This window comes from Acinetobacter sp. NIOH-H-8, from assembly GCF_046635365.1.
Taxonomy (GTDB): Bacteria; Pseudomonadota; Gammaproteobacteria; order Pseudomonadales; family Moraxellaceae; genus Acinetobacter.
This window is the reverse complement of record NZ_JBHDVN010000019.1, coordinates 41,239-56,290: the sequence shown is the minus strand read 5'-3', so window position 1 is coordinate 56,290 and position 15,052 is coordinate 41,239. Positions and strand designations below refer to the sequence as shown.

14 protein-coding genes and 4 pseudogenes are annotated in these 15,052 nt (G+C 40.9%); 11 read left to right on the top strand and 7 right to left on the bottom strand.

Going from position 1 to position 15,052, the window contains the following annotated elements; all coding sequences use genetic code 11:
* The 5 genes and pseudogenes from ACEWB7_RS09550 to ACEWB7_RS09530 all read left to right on the top strand — a co-directional run.
* A pseudogene (locus ACEWB7_RS09550) lies at nt 1-111 on the top strand (IS5/IS1182 family transposase); the annotation flags it as partial.
* Between the two features lie 19 nt (nt 112-130).
* Entirely contained in the window at nt 131-268 is a 138-nt protein-coding gene (locus tag ACEWB7_RS09545; RefSeq protein ID WP_175967932.1) for a hypothetical protein, read from the top strand.
* 283 nt (nt 269-551) lie between these two features.
* Nucleotides 552-4,385, top strand: a complete 3,834-nt coding sequence (gene purL, locus ACEWB7_RS09540) for a phosphoribosylformylglycinamidine synthase (RefSeq protein ID WP_175968219.1) — start codon at nt 552-554, stop codon at nt 4,383-4,385.
* A gap of 313 nt (nt 4,386-4,698) precedes the next feature.
* Complete coding sequence (locus tag ACEWB7_RS09535; RefSeq protein ID WP_253144109.1) at nt 4,699-4,824, top strand: KGW motif small protein; 126 nt, start codon at nt 4,699-4,701, stop codon at nt 4,822-4,824.
* An 84-nt stretch (nt 4,825-4,908) separates the two neighbouring features.
* On the top strand, nt 4,909-5,655 hold the full coding sequence (locus ACEWB7_RS09530; RefSeq protein WP_175967930.1) for an abortive infection family protein: 747 nt from the start codon (nt 4,909-4,911) through the stop codon (nt 5,653-5,655).
* Nucleotides 5,656-5,725: 70 nt separating this feature from the next.
* Here the strand turns inward: ACEWB7_RS09530 and ACEWB7_RS09525 are convergent, their stop codons facing one another.
* Nucleotides 5,726-5,959 (bottom strand): hypothetical protein, encoded by a 234-nt coding sequence (locus ACEWB7_RS09525; protein WP_034171716.1) that lies wholly within the window; start codon nt 5,957-5,959, stop codon nt 5,726-5,728.
* 168 nt (nt 5,960-6,127) lie between these two features.
* Here ACEWB7_RS09525 and ACEWB7_RS09520 point away from each other — a divergent pair.
* From ACEWB7_RS09520 to ACEWB7_RS09510, 3 genes and pseudogenes are all read left to right on the top strand, one after another.
* Nucleotides 6,128-7,009: pseudogene (locus tag ACEWB7_RS09520) on the top strand (LysR substrate-binding domain-containing protein).
* Between the two features lie 17 nt (nt 7,010-7,026).
* A complete protein-coding gene (locus ACEWB7_RS09515) occupies nt 7,027-7,344 on the top strand; it encodes an NGG1p interacting factor NIF3 (RefSeq protein WP_175967928.1) in 318 nt (105 codons plus the stop codon).
* A gap of 221 nt (nt 7,345-7,565) precedes the next feature.
* Nucleotides 7,566-8,500: pseudogene (locus ACEWB7_RS09510) on the top strand (IS5 family transposase).
* Between the two features lie 142 nt (nt 8,501-8,642).
* Here the strand turns inward: ACEWB7_RS09510 and ACEWB7_RS09505 are convergent.
* Together ACEWB7_RS09505 and ACEWB7_RS09500 are read right to left on the bottom strand one after the other, a co-directional pair.
* Nucleotides 8,643-9,438, bottom strand: a pseudogene (locus tag ACEWB7_RS09505) (nitroreductase family protein).
* Between the two features lie 73 nt (nt 9,439-9,511).
* Complete coding sequence (locus ACEWB7_RS09500; protein WP_034171200.1) at nt 9,512-10,312, bottom strand: enoyl-CoA hydratase; 801 nt, start codon at nt 10,310-10,312, stop codon at nt 9,512-9,514.
* A 101-nt stretch (nt 10,313-10,413) separates the two neighbouring features.
* On the opposite strand from ACEWB7_RS09500, the gene ACEWB7_RS09495 reads away from it, so the two are divergent.
* Both ACEWB7_RS09495 and ACEWB7_RS09490 read left to right on the top strand, forming a co-directional pair.
* On the top strand, nt 10,414-10,983 hold the full coding sequence (locus ACEWB7_RS09495) for a nicotinate-nicotinamide nucleotide adenylyltransferase (protein ID WP_175967926.1): 570 nt from the start codon (nt 10,414-10,416) through the stop codon (nt 10,981-10,983).
* Nucleotides 10,984-11,030: 47 nt separating this feature from the next.
* Nucleotides 11,031-11,594 (top strand): YceI family protein, encoded by a 564-nt coding sequence (locus ACEWB7_RS09490; RefSeq protein ID WP_175967924.1) that lies wholly within the window; start codon nt 11,031-11,033, stop codon nt 11,592-11,594.
* A 46-nt stretch (nt 11,595-11,640) separates the two neighbouring features.
* On the opposite strand, the gene ACEWB7_RS09485 is transcribed toward ACEWB7_RS09490, so the two are convergent.
* Nucleotides 11,641-12,543, bottom strand: coding sequence for a LysR family transcriptional regulator ArgP (locus ACEWB7_RS09485; RefSeq protein WP_175967922.1), 903 nt, complete (start codon nt 12,541-12,543; stop codon nt 11,641-11,643).
* Between the two features lie 107 nt (nt 12,544-12,650).
* Here ACEWB7_RS09485 and ACEWB7_RS09480 point away from each other — a divergent pair, with 107 nt between their 5' ends.
* Nucleotides 12,651-13,250, top strand: a complete 600-nt coding sequence (locus tag ACEWB7_RS09480; RefSeq protein WP_034171204.1) for a LysE/ArgO family amino acid transporter — start codon at nt 12,651-12,653, stop codon at nt 13,248-13,250.
* A gap of 74 nt (nt 13,251-13,324) precedes the next feature.
* On the opposite strand, the gene ACEWB7_RS09475 is transcribed toward ACEWB7_RS09480, so the two are convergent.
* The 3 genes from ACEWB7_RS09475 to queC all read right to left on the bottom strand — a co-directional run bounded on the left by ACEWB7_RS09475 (nt 13,325) and on the right by queC (nt 15,021).
* A complete protein-coding gene (locus ACEWB7_RS09475) occupies nt 13,325-13,783 on the bottom strand; it encodes a peroxiredoxin (protein ID WP_034171205.1) in 459 nt (152 codons plus the stop codon).
* A gap of 80 nt (nt 13,784-13,863) precedes the next feature.
* Nucleotides 13,864-14,325, bottom strand: a complete 462-nt coding sequence (locus tag ACEWB7_RS09470) for a hypothetical protein (protein ID WP_034171206.1) — start codon at nt 14,323-14,325, stop codon at nt 13,864-13,866.
* A 27-nt stretch (nt 14,326-14,352) separates the two neighbouring features.
* Nucleotides 14,353-15,021 carry a 7-cyano-7-deazaguanine synthase QueC gene (gene queC / locus ACEWB7_RS09465; RefSeq protein WP_034704975.1) on the bottom strand — a complete coding sequence of 223 codons (669 nt, stop codon included), beginning with the start codon at nt 15,019-15,021 and terminating at the stop codon, nt 14,353-14,355.
* Between the last annotated feature and the right edge of the window lie 31 nt (nt 15,022-15,052).

Here is a 15,052-nt window from a genome sequence, read left to right as displayed (position 1 = left end):
TTTTGTAGATTAAAGCAATTTAGAGGAATAGCTACTCGATATGACAAGCTCAAAAGAAATTATCAAAGTGCTGTTGCCTTAGCCTGTATATTTTTATGGCTACCTTTATAGGTTTAATTATGAACAGTAAATGTCAACAGACCCTAATATAGTTGATCATTATTCAGACAGATGGCAAAAAGCAGCGCAGCTACCTATTTTTGATCAAGAAATAATAAAGAAGTCAATCCCTGGCTCATTTTTATTAAAAATAGAGATTAAATTTTAAACCGCTTGATATAATCAATAGTGTTGAAAAATAATACAAAATTTTTAAGTTGAATTATTCTTGACGGGTTTTAATTTTTCTTTAAAAACTTGTGTTAAGCTGTGCGACTACATTCAATTTTCCTACCTGAAAATAAACGAAATATTTTAAAAGTCCAAGATATTTCAGACGTAGTTTTCTGATTTGACATCTAGCCGATTTCCTTATTTCACAGTAGAATATGCGCTCTCTCAAGTCACATTGTGGCATGGTCGCTCGATCATCCCGTGGAGCCAAAATCAGCATGTTTATCGTTGCCGGTGCACCTGCACATTCTTCTTTTAAGAAAGCTCAACTACTCACACGTTTATCGTCAATTAGTTCTGTTCAATCACTAGAAAGTCAATTTGTTTATCTTTTTGACCAAGCGCTCAACGAGCAACAACAGCAATCCGCTTTACAGCTTCTCAACGATGGTCAATCATTTGAACTGCGCCAGGCTGCAAGTGATGAAATCCAGATTCTGGTGACACCGCGTGTCGGCACGATTTCACCGTGGTCATCAAAGGCAACTGATATTTTTGCCAACTGTAATACACCGGTTCATCGTTTAGAACGCGGTGTTTTGTTTACTTTGAAGGGCGAAAAAGAGCTTTCTAAAGAAGCATTACAGATCTTGCATGACCGCATGACTGAAAGCGTTTTCAATGCGATTGAAGATGCTGCAGTATTATTTACTGAAACTGCTCCGAAACCTTTGAACTCGATTGATATTCTGGGTCAAGGTAAAGAGGCATTGGTTAAAGCCAATAATGAATTCGGTTTTGCGCTGTCTGAACAGGAAATTGATTACCTGACAGAGGCATTTACTAAACTGGGTCGTAACCCGAACGACATCGAACTGATGATGTTTGCTCAGGCAAACTCAGAGCACTGCCGTCATAAAATCTTCGGTTCTGAATGGACGATTGATGGTGAAGTTCAACCATTGTCATTGTTCCAGATGATCAAAAATACCTATAAAGAATCACCAACAGACGTATTGTCGGCTTATAAAGACAACGCATCGGTGATTGTTGGTTTTGATACGCAACGTTTCTATCCAACTCAAGAAGATAACGGTCAACACGTTTATAAATACAAGAGTCAAGCCGCTCACATCCTGATGAAAGTGGAAACTCATAACCACCCAACAGCGATTGCACCATTTGCTGGTGCCGCAACAGGTTCAGGCGGTGAGATTCGTGACGAAGGCGCGACTGGTCGTGGTGGTAAACCTAAAGCGGGTTTAACTGGTTTCACCGTATCTAACCTGAATATTCCTGGCTTCGAACAGCCTTGGGAAGAAAACTACGGCAAACCGTCACGTATGGCATCTCCATTGCAGATCATGATTGAAGGTCCATTGGGTGGCGCAGCGTTTAACAACGAATTTGGTCGTCCAGCGCTGACTGGTTATTTCCGTACTTTCGAACAAAACGTCAATGGCGAAGTGAAAGGCTTTCATAAGCCAATCATGATCGCGGGTGGTTACGGTAACATCCGTCCAGACCACGTTGAGAAAGATGCTATCCAGCCGGGTGATCTGTTAATCGTTCTAGGTGGTCCAGCCATGCTGATCGGCCTTGGCGGTGGTGCAGCATCTTCTGTAGATAGCGGTAAACTGGGTGAGAACCTGGACTTTGCTTCGGTTCAACGTGAAAACCCGGAAATGGAACGCCGTTGTCAGGAAGTGATCGATACTTGCTGGCGCATGGAAGATGGAAACCCAATTGTTTCTGTACATGACGTCGGTGCGGGTGGTATTTCGAATGCGATGCCTGAGCTGGTAAACGATCATGAGTTAGGTGCAGTACTGGATCTTCGTAAGATCCCATCGCTTGAGCCAGGCATGTCGCCAATGGAAATCTGGTCAAACGAAGCGCAAGAGCGTTATGTGCTTGCGATCCGTCCAGAATCTTTACCATTGTTTGAATCTATCTGTGCACGTGAACGCTGTCCGTTTGCGGTACTGGGTGAAGCAACTGAAGCACGTCATCTGACTGTTGAGGATCCATTGTTCGGCAACAAGCCTGTGGATATGCCAATGCAAGTGATGCTTGGTGGTACACCACGTATGAGCCGTTCATATGAAACTGCTCCGCGTAAAGGCGATGACTTTGATGCGTCTAAAGTCACTGATCTGAAAGATGCGATTTATCGCGTGATCAAGAATCCAACAGTTGCATCTAAATCATTCCTGATCACCATTGGTGACCGCTCGATTACCGGTATGGTTGCACGTGATCAAATGGTTGGTCCATGGCAGGTTCCTGTAGCAGATGCTGCAGTAACGACTACCAGCCTTGTCGGTTACACGGGCGAAGCAATGGCAATGGGGGAACGTCCACCAGTTGCATTGTTAAACCCAGCGGCTTCTGCACGTTTATCAGTTGCTGAATCGATCTCGAACATCATGTCTGCGAAGATTGATCAGATCAGCGACATCAAACTGTCTGCAAACTGGATGGCGGCTGCAGGTCAACCGGGCGAAGACCAAGCCTTGTTTGAAGGCGTAAAAGCCATTGGTATGGAAATGTGTCCAGCGCTGGGCATTGCAATTCCAGTCGGTAAAGACTCATTGTCAATGCGTACCACCTGGAATGACGAAGGCGAAGACAAATCTGTTACTTCTCCAATGTCAGGCGTGATCACTGCATTTGCACCTGTAACTGATGTTCGCAAAACATTAACCCCTGAGCTGAAAAATATTGAATCTGTACTGGTTCGTATTGATCTGTCTAAGGGTCAGTTCCGTTTAGGCGGTTCGATCTTGGCTCAGGTATACAAAGCAATTGGTTCAGTGACTCCTGATGTCGATAGCTTTGATGACTTCAAAGCATTCTTCGCACTGGTTCAAGACTGGAACAACCGTGGTCTGATCAAGGCTTACCATGACATCGGTGATGGTGGTTTACTGGCAACTGTTGCGGAAATGATGTTTGCTGCACGCCTAGGCGTAGCGCTAGAAGACCAATCAGTTGAAGCATTGTTCGCTGAAGAAATCGGTGCAGTTCTGCAAATAGCGAAAGCAGATTGGGAAGCATTACAAGCAGAAATCACTACTTCTACTCTAAAAGATGCGATCTCTGTAGTAGGTACAGTGAACAGCTCTGACCAGTTATCTGTAAATGGTTTAGTACTTGACCGTGCTGATTTACAAGTCGCTTGGACTGAAGTTTCTCATCAAATCCAGCGTCTGCGTGACAACGTAGAAACTGCAGATCAAGAATTTTCGTTGGTTACTGACAAATCACACAAAGGTTTGATTGCTCAACCGACATTTGATCTGAACGAGCAAATCGAAGCGCCGTACATCAATTCACGTCGTCCAAATATGGCAATTTTGCGTGAACAGGGTGTGAATGGTCATGTAGAAATGGCAGCAGCATTCGACAAAGTCGGCTTCAATACTGTTGACGTACACATGAGCGATCTTCTAGCTGGCCGTATCAGCCTGGATGACTTCGAAGGTCTGGTCACATGTGGTGGCTTCTCTTACGGTGACGTATTGGGTGCAGGTGGTGGCTGGGCGAAATCAGTATTGTTCAATCAGCAACTTCGTGACCAATTCGAGAAATTCTTTAACCGTCAGGAGACCTTCTCTCTAGGGATCTGTAATGGTTGTCAGATGCTGTCACAATTAACTCCACTGATTCCAGGTGCAGATGCTTGGCCTCGTTTCCATCGCAACAAGTCAGAAGTATTTGAAGCACGTAGCGTTAATATTCGCGTAGAGAAATCTCATTCTGTATTGCTAGAAGGTATGGAAGGTTCAATTCTTCCAATCGCTGTGGCACATGGTGAAGGTCGTGTGGTTGCATCAGCTGAAAGCATTGCTGCATTGAATGCCAATAACCAGGTGATCATGCGCTATGTGGATAGCCAAGGTAATGCGACTGAGCAATATCCATTGAACCCGAATGGTTCGCCTGAAGGGATCTCTGGTGTAACTTCGAAAGATGGTCGTGCGACGATCCTGATGCCACACCCTGAGCGTAACTTCCGTGCGATCCAGCACTCTTGGAAACCAGAAGACTGGGATCAGGACGGTGCATGGTTACGTATGTTCCGTAATGCGCGTAAGTTCATTGGCTAATCTGATTTAGCTTCAAAAAAGGGTCGCAGTAGCGGCTCTTTTTTATTATTAGAATTTTAAGTGACCCAGCAAAGCTAGAAAAATCATTTACTTTTGTTTAGACTAGCTTCATCAATTGCCACCAGTGGGTGGCTTTTTGCTTTTTAAGCAGTTTGAAACATTTATTTAATTTTCTCCCGCTGAACTGGTTTAGATTTTGCTTTTATATCTGCACAGAAATGATATTGTGTAAATAATGCACAATATTTATGCACTTTAAAGGAAAGATGGTATAGATCAGTTCAGTATCAACACTCAAGAATGAGGTGATGACATGGCTAAGACGCTCAGAATAATGGATAGAACAGAATTACGTCAGAAAGGTTGGTGGTTATTTGGTTTTGTTGTTGGCCTACAGGTACTGTTCTTGGTAGGTAGTTATTTGCTACAGGGTTCTTGATCAACAGATTTAAAAAAGCCACCGAGAGGTGGCTTTTTCATTTTTAAAATTATATATTTGTTGAAAATGGGTGAAAAATATAAGATGGATAATCAGGAAAAATTAATAAAAATAGAAACTATTCAGAATTTACTTATAGCTCGTGCTACAGGTAGTAATGAAAATACTAGCGAATATGAAACTTTAAGATTCTATTTATTAAAAGAAGCTGATATTAAAAATTTATTACCAAAATACATTCTAACGTGTAGAAATCTACAGCAATTTTGGCAATTTATTAAATTTGAATATGCAACATATGCTGAAAGACGGGATTTCATTTGGAAGTCCTTTCAACCCATATTAGAAAAACTAGAATTTAGTAGTGAAGTCCCTTCTGATCAAATTATAAAGAATGTCGTTCAAAATATAGATTCATATTATATCCATACAATCTGGAACAAAGCCTTAGAAAGAAGAACGACTGATCCAGATGGTGCAATTACTCTGTCTAGAACTCTTTTAGAGTCAACATGCAAACATATCCTAGATGAGCTAAGTGTAGAATACGGTAATGCTCCAGATATAAACCAGTTGTATAGATTAGTCAGTAGTAATTTAAACTTGTCTCCATCACAGCATACAGAGCAGATATTTAAGCAAATCTTAGGTGGCTGTAGTGCGATAGTTGAAGGTTTAGGCTCATTAAGAAATAAAATCAGTGATGCTCATGGTCAAGGTAAAAATAATGTGAAGCCTTCTCCTAGACATGCTGAGTTTGCAGTAAATTTAGCAGGAACAATGGCAGTTTTTTTATTTTCTACTTGGGAAATGAAAAAAGAAAAGACATAAAACAGACTACCTTTTGATGGTCTTTGACAGGATACTTACACAGCCAGTTGAATTTCCTTTAACCTCACCTTCAGCGTATTTTCATAATCAAACTGATCATTGGTACTATCCTATAACGCCAAACTACATAACCATCCGGACGAACCAGAACTGCCACAGATTCATGAATTTCAGACTTAGCAATCCAGGTGCTATACACATCATGAGAAACAATCCGAATCACATCCAAATATGGCAAGTTCAGTGATTCAGCTGCCTGACCCCCGCTTTCACCCGATTCAGTGTCGAATACTGTGTCATGCAAGACACCATGTGTAAACTTGATACAGGCATAAATGTATGAGGGGGCAAAATCTAGCCATGTATAAAAGGTAGTTATATGAGTATTAGCATAAGCTATTGATCTATTAATATTTTCAATATGTTGGCCTAAATCGTAAGATAAGTACCTATTTTTTGAAGTGAGCAATCTATGGAACTTAGACATTTACGCTATTTTATTACCGTAGCGCAGGAGCAGAGTTTCACTAGGGCTGCTGAAAAACTGTTTACGGCTCAACCTTCTTTAAGCCAGCAGATTAAAGATCTGGAGCAGGAAATTGGTGTTAACCTGTTTGAACGTTCTTCACGAAAAATACAGTTAACCCATGAAGGCAAAGCCTTTTTAATCTATGCAGAAAAAGCTCTGGAAAATGCCAAATTGGCTGTTGCATCAGCACGACAGGTGGCCCAGCAGAAAAATAATCAGATTCATATTGGCTTTCTGAATGTTGCCGAACTAAAAGTTATGCCACATATTTTGGCCAAGCTGAAAAAGACCATGCCAGATTTAAAAATTCATCTGCATAGCCTGTTCTGTCTGGAACAGCTTCAACATCTAAAAAATGCTGAATTAGATCTAAGTATTACCCGTTTTCAGCTGGATCATCCGGATTTTGAAAATATCCATTTATTGACGGAACAAATTCACTTGGTTGCAGCCAAGCATTTGCACCCAACCGATCGGATACTGAAATTACAGGAACTAAAAAATCATACAATTATTATGTGTGATCAGAATGCATCACCCATATTTTACGAAAGACTCAATGCCTTGATGTCCTTTGATCAGCTAAAGCATGATCAGGTGCTGTGAACGACCAATGTGCTACAGCATATTAACCTGATCAATATGGGGGTGGGTTTTAGTTTTGCTCCCGATTATCTATTACGTTTCCTGAATGATGAAGTGAAAGTGATCCAGACAGATCGACCTTTACCCCAGGTAGAACTATATGCAACATTTAACAAGAAATCTCAAAATCCAGCATTGAATATTATTACCGACGCCCTTAACAATACGGTAAATGCTTGAAAAAATTGTAGGGATATATGCTTAAACTGATTTATTACGTACCAGATGAAAACCTGGAGGAAACCAAGAAGGCCGTCTTTGCAGCAGGTGCGGGTGGGATTGGTGAATATACCGATTGTGCCTGGCAAGTGCTGGGAACTGGACAATTTAAGCCGCAGCAAGGCGCAGATCCTCATATTGGGGAAATCGGCCAATTGGAAAATGTGGAAGAATGGCGGATCGAAATTCTTGTACCTGATGAAAAGGCGGTTGAAGTGGCTAAGGCTCTAAAAGACAGTCATCCTTATGAAGAACCGGCATTTGAATTTATCCAGCTCTTAGATATAAAAGTTTAAATTTTAGAAGTGATATAAACCGACGGTGCATTAGTGTTGATGTGCCGTCTATATATTAAAAACACCTAATCTGCTTTTATTATTATAAAATTTATCAGAACAACTTAAATAAAAGAATAAACTAAGGAGTATAACAATGCAGTTGCCAAAACCGCTGAGCATCATACGGCTTTGTTGCATAAACCTAGCCTAGAAAGATTATTCAGTCCTATAATTTCAATATGAATAAACCTGCTCCTAAAATTTATCGTATAACCAATTGGTCTTCATATAACCGAGCACTCATTAATCGTGGAAATATTGCCATTTGGTTTGATCCTGCTACGCAATGGTATGCCCCATCAAAAGGCAAACAAGGACGAAATCAAACTTACTCTGACACAGCTATCCAATGTTGCCTAATGATTAAATCTCTCTTTCGATTGTCCTTACGTATGGTCACTGGCTTTGTTCAAAGTCTCATCCATCTTTGTGGGTTAAATTGGGTAGCGCCAGACTACACTACAATTTGTAGACGACAACAGCGTATTGATACTACGATTGGCTATCAAAAAAGTAGTGATGGACTACATCTACTTGTCGACTCTACTGGCTTAAAGTTTATAGGTGAAGGTGAACGGAAACGAAAGAAACATCAGCCTGAATATCGTCGACAATGGCGCAAACTTCATATTGGTATTGATATGCCGACACCTTGCAAATACGTGCAGTACAGCTCACTACAAATAATGTGAGCGATTCACAAGTACTCGATGATTTAGTTACTCAAATTCCTTTAGACGAACGAATTGATTCGGTCTATACCGATGGTGCTTATGATACGAAGTACTGCAGACAAGTCATTTTAGATCGAGATGCACATGCGGTCATTCCACCAAGAAAAAATGCGAAGCCATCGAAAGATAAAAAGATGGGCTCGCTAGAACGCAATGAATTGCTTCGAACAATTAAGCGTTTAGGAAGAACTATTTGGAAGAAATGGTCAGGCTATCATCGGCGAAGTTTGGTTGAAACCAAGATGCATTGCATCAAATTGTTGGGGGATAAACTCAGTGCGAGAAATTTTCAAAGCCAAATCAATGAGATTCATGCACGTGTGGCAGTATTAAATAAATTTACGGACTTAGGCAGACCACATACCCGAGTTGTCACTTAAATTTGAGTAGATATGAGAAATCTTTACTTTTAATTCTTTGTGCAACAAAGCCTTTTTCTAATATACTTAATTAATCGACATCCATGTCATCAAATATTAAGTAAATTAATATTCTTAAATCCTTTAAATACTATTTTTAAACTCAAACCTTCTGAATAAACAGCTCACGATCAAAACGATACTGTGGGAAGAACACACCATCTTTGGCACGTTCACCAGCACCAATCACCATCACTGGATATTGCTGGTCATTCAGATCTAGAAGTTCACGAACCATTGGTTCATCGAAGCCTTCCATCATACAGCTATCAAAACCATAAGCACGTAAAGCCAGAACCAGATTTTCACATGCCAGTGCTGTGGTTTTACTTGCCCATAGCTTGGCATCGGCTGGACTAAATGCAGAAACTGGCATTTGTTTATCGAGTGTACGAGCTACTTTGAAAGCAACTTTCTTAAAGTTACCAAAGGCATTCAAATAACCGGTCTTGTAGTTGTAGGGGAATGTACTTATAGTACTTTTTAATGGCTGGAGGCGCCTCAGGAAATGGAAACTCGCTGATATTCAGTTTTGCCATTTCATCTATACGGTCAGTACGTGCCACACAGACAATCAGCTCTGAAGCCGTTTTAGCAGCAAGCTGGCTCATACATGCTTTAACCAGACGTTTTTTCTTGGATGGGTTCTGCACCACATAAAAAGTCCACGGCTGCAGGTTTGAGGAGTTTGGCGCCAGCAAGGCTAAATCCAGACAGGCATCGAGGACCTCGGCAGGAATTGGCTTTTTGGTAAATTTACGTACAGAACGGCGGCTTTCGATGACCTTTCGGAAATTGTCTACATCAATATCCTGAGGAGCAGGTTCATAATAACGTTTCTTTTCAGGATTTGAACTATCGGTTGTTTGAGAAGTCGTTTGGTAGTTTTCATTATTCATAAGCTAGATTCTTTCAAAAAAATAAAAGATTGAGGCAGTCTAAACTGCCTCAATTAAAAGATAAGTTTCAGAATTAGTTGAATTGTGTGAAATCAGGTTTCCGTTTTTCCATAAAGGCCTGAACAGCTTCCGTCATTTCAGGTGAACCCACACGTTTCATAAATATCTCAGCTTCATCATCAATACACTCGATAGTTTCAGCCAGATTATGCTTCATCAGTGCTTTGGTTTGTTTAATAGAAGCCAGGGGTAAAGCAGCAAGAGTTTTTGCCTGTTTTTCAGCAGCAGCATAGACATCTTCTTCAATGCTATTTACCAGACCTGCACCCAATGCCTTTTCACTATTAAACCGTTGTGCAGTAAGTAACAGTTCAGCTGCTTTATGATAACCCGCTTGTTGTACCAGCAGCTTGCTTGAAGCACCTTCAGGCGACAGGCCAAGGCTAACAAACGGAATCTGGAACAGGGCAGTATTGTCACTATAAACCAGATCAGCATGCAGCAGAATCGTTACCCCGATCCCAATCGCAACGCCACGAACGGCAGCAATTAAAGGCTTGGAAAATTTTGCAGCGGACTTCAACAGCACAAAAGGAGGGGTATCGCCAGCCTTACCTTGTAGAGGCGTCTGAATAAACTTCATGAAGTCCTGCATGTCATTGCCGGCACTAAAGTCTGCATCCTGACCACGTAGAATCACGACACGCACACTACTATCCTGATCTGCTTCATCCAGTGCCTGTGCGATCCATAGATATAGTTCGCCGTAAAGCGCATTTTTTGCCTCAGGACGGTGAATGGCTAAGGTCAGTACGCCATTGTCTAAATTCGCATTTAAATGCTGATGCGGTTGTTGAATACAGCTCAGTGTCATCGTACTATCCTTGCTTTATTAATATGAATTTATTGGCGCTTATTATGTCGCAAAAAATTCCCTGTGGCATAACTGATGCGTTCATAAAAGTAAGATGTGCTATGAAGTATAAATTTGATTACCTAGTGTTTATTGGTCGTTTTCAACCTTTCCATCTGGCCCATATGCAAACGATTAAAATTGCCTTGCAGCAAAGCCAGCAGGTGATTCTGGCATTAGGCTCAGCACAGCAAGAACGCAATATTAAAAATCCATTTCTAGCCACTGAACGTGAAGAAATGATCCTGTTGAATTTTTCTGAAGCAGATCAGAAGCGCATTAAATTTGTCCATGTCATTGATGTCTATAATGATGAAAAATGGCAAAAACTGGTGAAATCGCTGGTGTCTGAAGTAGTTGAACCAGAAGCAAAAGTTGGTCTAATTGGACACTTTAAAGATGAATCTTCTTATTATTTAAGTTTATTCCCTGAATGGGAAATGGTGGAACTCGATAGCTTGGTCGGTGCAATTTCAGCGACTCCTTTACGTGAAGCGTATTATCGCGGTGAAGTGGTGGAATCAGCTTTTCCTTTAGGCACCAGTGAATTTTTACATAAATTTAAAAATAATGAGATTTATCAACAATTGGTCAACAAGTTTGAACTAAATGATAAAACAAATCTGGGCTGAAACCGTTTTAAGGTAGTGAGTTCATTTGATTGTTAAGGATGAACACAATGAATCTATTGCTGAAACATATAGCTTATGCGGGCGCTCTATCTGCTATGTGTATATCGGCTGCGTATGCTAAAAGCTGGACATTGACGCCTCAAAGTAGTGTCGGCTTTAGCATTAACTCCTTGGGTTTGAATGTTGTAAAGGGAAATTTTCAAGAGTTCAAGGCAACCATGCAGTTTGATCTTGATCGGCCACAACAGTCATCTACTGAGTTCACTATGCAGGTCGATAGCCTAGAGGTTTCCAAACCTAGCCTTAAAAATATGATTATGGGTGAGGACCTGTTTCATGCATCTCGCTATAAAACAGTCAATTTCAAAAGTACGCAGTTTAAGCCAAATGGTACGAATCGTTATCAGGTCATGGGTCAACTCACTCTAAGAGGTGTTACTCGACCAGTGGTATTCGATACCACGCTGACACCGAACAAGGGTAATCCTAATTTACTCGATGTGAAATCCACCACGGTGATTAATCGTTCAGATTTTGGGATGAAGAAAGCCACTGCAGGCGTGGGTGAAAAAGTTAATATTCATTTAATGGGACAGTGGAAAACCCAATAATGTGATATTCAATTTCTGTGAATTCGGCAGGACACAATAGAACTGTTTAATGAACTGGATTATTCATACATTGTTCTGCCTGTTCCAGAATGACTTTGGTTAACTGTTTTAGAGCGGGAGACTGCTGTTTCCAGTGATGCCAATATAAAGGTACATCACAACTGCATTCAGGTAGTATCTCGATCAGTGTCCCATTTTGAATCCGGTCCGCAATTTGATAGTCCGGCACTAAACCGTATCCTAATCCTGAAAAAATAGCATCCGCAAAGGCGGTCGAGGAGGGGATATAGTGAAAAGGAAAACATTGCTGGTTTAAGCCAAATTGAGCCAACAGTAGATGGCTATGTAAATGATCCTGATCATTATAAATCACAGCGGGTGCCTTACGCAGTGATTCCCGGTGAATGCCTTGTTTAAACCAGGAATGCACAAAGGCAGGTGTTGCGACCATTCTATAATGCATCTGTCCAATAAAATGAGCCTTACAGCCCGGCATGGCTTCACTTTCACTGCTAATACAGGCATTGACTTGACCCTGCTCTAGAAGCTTATGAGTTTCACTTTGAACAGCAACCTGAAGATTCAAAGTAATTTTCTCTGCAAGCAGAGTGGTGTTCAGACAGGGAAATAACCAGGTCGCAAGAGAATCCGCATTTACCGCAATATGAATCGAGCTAAATTCTGCTTTATTTTGACCATTTAATTGCTGGATCAATTGCTGCTGTAACAGGCGTTGATGCTGCAAATAATTCAGTAAGGTTTGACCGGCATTGGTCACTTTACAAGGACGCTCACGTAGCACCAGAACTTGCCCCAAATCTCTTTCCAGATTCTGTACTCTTAAAGTGACTGCTGAAGCCGTAATATTTAATACTTTTGCGGCAGCATCAAAACTTTGGGTTTCTGCGACGGCTAAAAAAGCATCACAGTTTTTAGAATTAAGTGGCATAGTTTACCTAAATAAAATTTAGTCTGAATGATATTTTCCTAATTATATTTAATTGAAAAGAATAACATAGATAATGATCTCCATCTTTATAATTCCATGATATTCCAATGTTAAATGCATATATACAAGGTCTGGCGGTAGGCTTTAGCCTGATTATTGCCATTGGTGCGCAAAATGCTTTTGTATTGAAACAGGGCTTGAAACAGCAGTATGTCTTTGCGATCTGTATGTGTTGTGCCTTATCTGATGCGATATTGATTTTTGCTGGTGTTCTGGGATTTTCACAATTGATGCTGGTCAATCCGCACTGGATCAATATGGCGAAATATCTAGGCGCGACTTTTCTGGCGATCTATGGCGCTCAGCATTTTTATCAGGCCTGGAAGAATGAGCAGCGTCTGAACACAGATCAAAAAGATGTGCCTTCTTTATATAAAGTTTTGCTGATTTGTTTGATGCTGACCTGGCTCAATCCGCATGTCTATCTGGATGCTTTGGTCTTGATTGGTTCCATCTCCACCCAATATTCCAATGCACAGATACAATTTGCCTTAGGAGCGATTAGTGCGTCCTTTGTATTCTTTTTTGGACTGGGCTATGCAGCACGTTATTTGCAACCTATTTTTCAGCGACCACAAGCCTGGAAAATATTGGATATACTTATTGGCTGTGTAATGTGGTCGATTGCGGTTTCTTTAGTGAACTGAATTATTCTTTGCAGCAACTCTAAAGAAAAAGGCATGATATTTCTATGCATGCCTTTTTGATTCTATGAAACACCTTAAGCAGCCTGTAAAGCTTTCAAATCTTCTAAAACCTGTTCAGCATGGCCAGCAGCTTTCACCTTACGGTATTCTTTGACCAGTTTGCCATTATGGAAAATGAAGGTAGAGCGCTCAATGCCCATCACTTTCTTGCCATACATATTCTTTTCTTTAATGACATCAAAGTGTTTACATAACACTTCTTCTTCATCGCTGATCAGATTAATGATCAGATTCTGTTTTTCAGTAAAGTTCTGGTGCGCTTTAACCGAATCACGTGATACGCCCAGAATAGTCGTATTCAGTGCATCAAACTGATCTTTTAAACAAGAGAAACCGACTGCCTGAGTGGTACAGCCAGGTGTCGAATCTTTAGGATAAAAATAGATAATTAACCATTCTGCATCCAGTTGGGCCAGATTAATTTCACCTGTAGTGGTCGGAAAAGTGTGCTCAGGTAAGCTGATCTCAGACATGATCTCTCCAATTTTTCTAAATTTTTTCAAAAAAATAAGCCACATTATAGTGGCTTATTCTAGAAAAATATCCGTCAGGATTATTTCTTTTGAGCGGCTTTATTGGCTTCTGCAGCAAGTGAGTTTAATTTACCTGCGAGCTGTGGGCCTACACAAGACTGCACATTCTGGCTTTGTTTTTTAACAAAGTCTAAAGTAGCAGGGTTTTTCTTCTGGTTAATGGTGCTTTGAATCTGCCATTTCTGAGCTTGAGTCAATTTACCTTCTGCATCCACTTCACATGTACAAAGCTTATTCACATCAGACTGAGTCAGTTTTTTGTACTTCACTGCCTGTTTGTAGGGAATAGCGCAGGCTTTAATTAAACCGTCACGCACATTTGAACTGCTTCCAGCATTTTTCATGGCAGTTGTATATTCTTTTTTCATCGCCTCAAATTCTGCTTTTGCCTTAGCTTGATCATTATTTGCAAAAGATGCAGTTGAAAATAGGGCAGACAAAGAGAGTAGGCTAGTCGCAAGTAATTTGGCTTTAATATTCATAATATGGATTTATAACCTTGATCGATTTTAAAGGTAATAACGTGTCGGGTCTTCAACACCTGCATCAGCAAAACCTTGCTTGCGTAAACGACAACTGTCACATGTTCCACACGCACGTCCTTGGTCATCTGCTTGGTAGCAAGATACCGTTTGACTGTAGTCTACGCCATGTTCTAGGCCTAAGCGAATGATATTTGCTTTGGATAAATGTAACAAAGGTGTTTCAAATTTCAGGGCTTGACCTTCAACACCGACCTTGGTTGCAAGGCGTGCCATATTGGCAAAAGCTTCAATAAATTCCGGGCGGCAGTCTGGATAACCTGAATAATCCACCGCATTAATCCCGATCACAATTGCCTCTGCACCGAACACTTCTGCAGCGGCCAAAGCATAAGATAAGAAGATGGTATTTCGTGCAGGCACATAGGTTACAGGAATACCTTCCTGCAATTGATCCGGTACCTCAATGCTATGATCAGTAAGGGCTGAGCCGCCCAGGTTACCTAAATCAATATTGATGACACGATGTTCTACTCCCGAGCGTTGAGCCAGCGCACGAGCTGCATCAAGTTCTGTAGTGGAACGTTGGCCATACATAAAACTCAGTGCGATACATTCATAGCGTGCCTGCGCCCAAGCCAGACAGGTTGTTGAATCTAATCCGCCAGATAACAATACAATGGCACGAGGGCGCATAACAAATACTCCAATATAGTAAATTTACAAA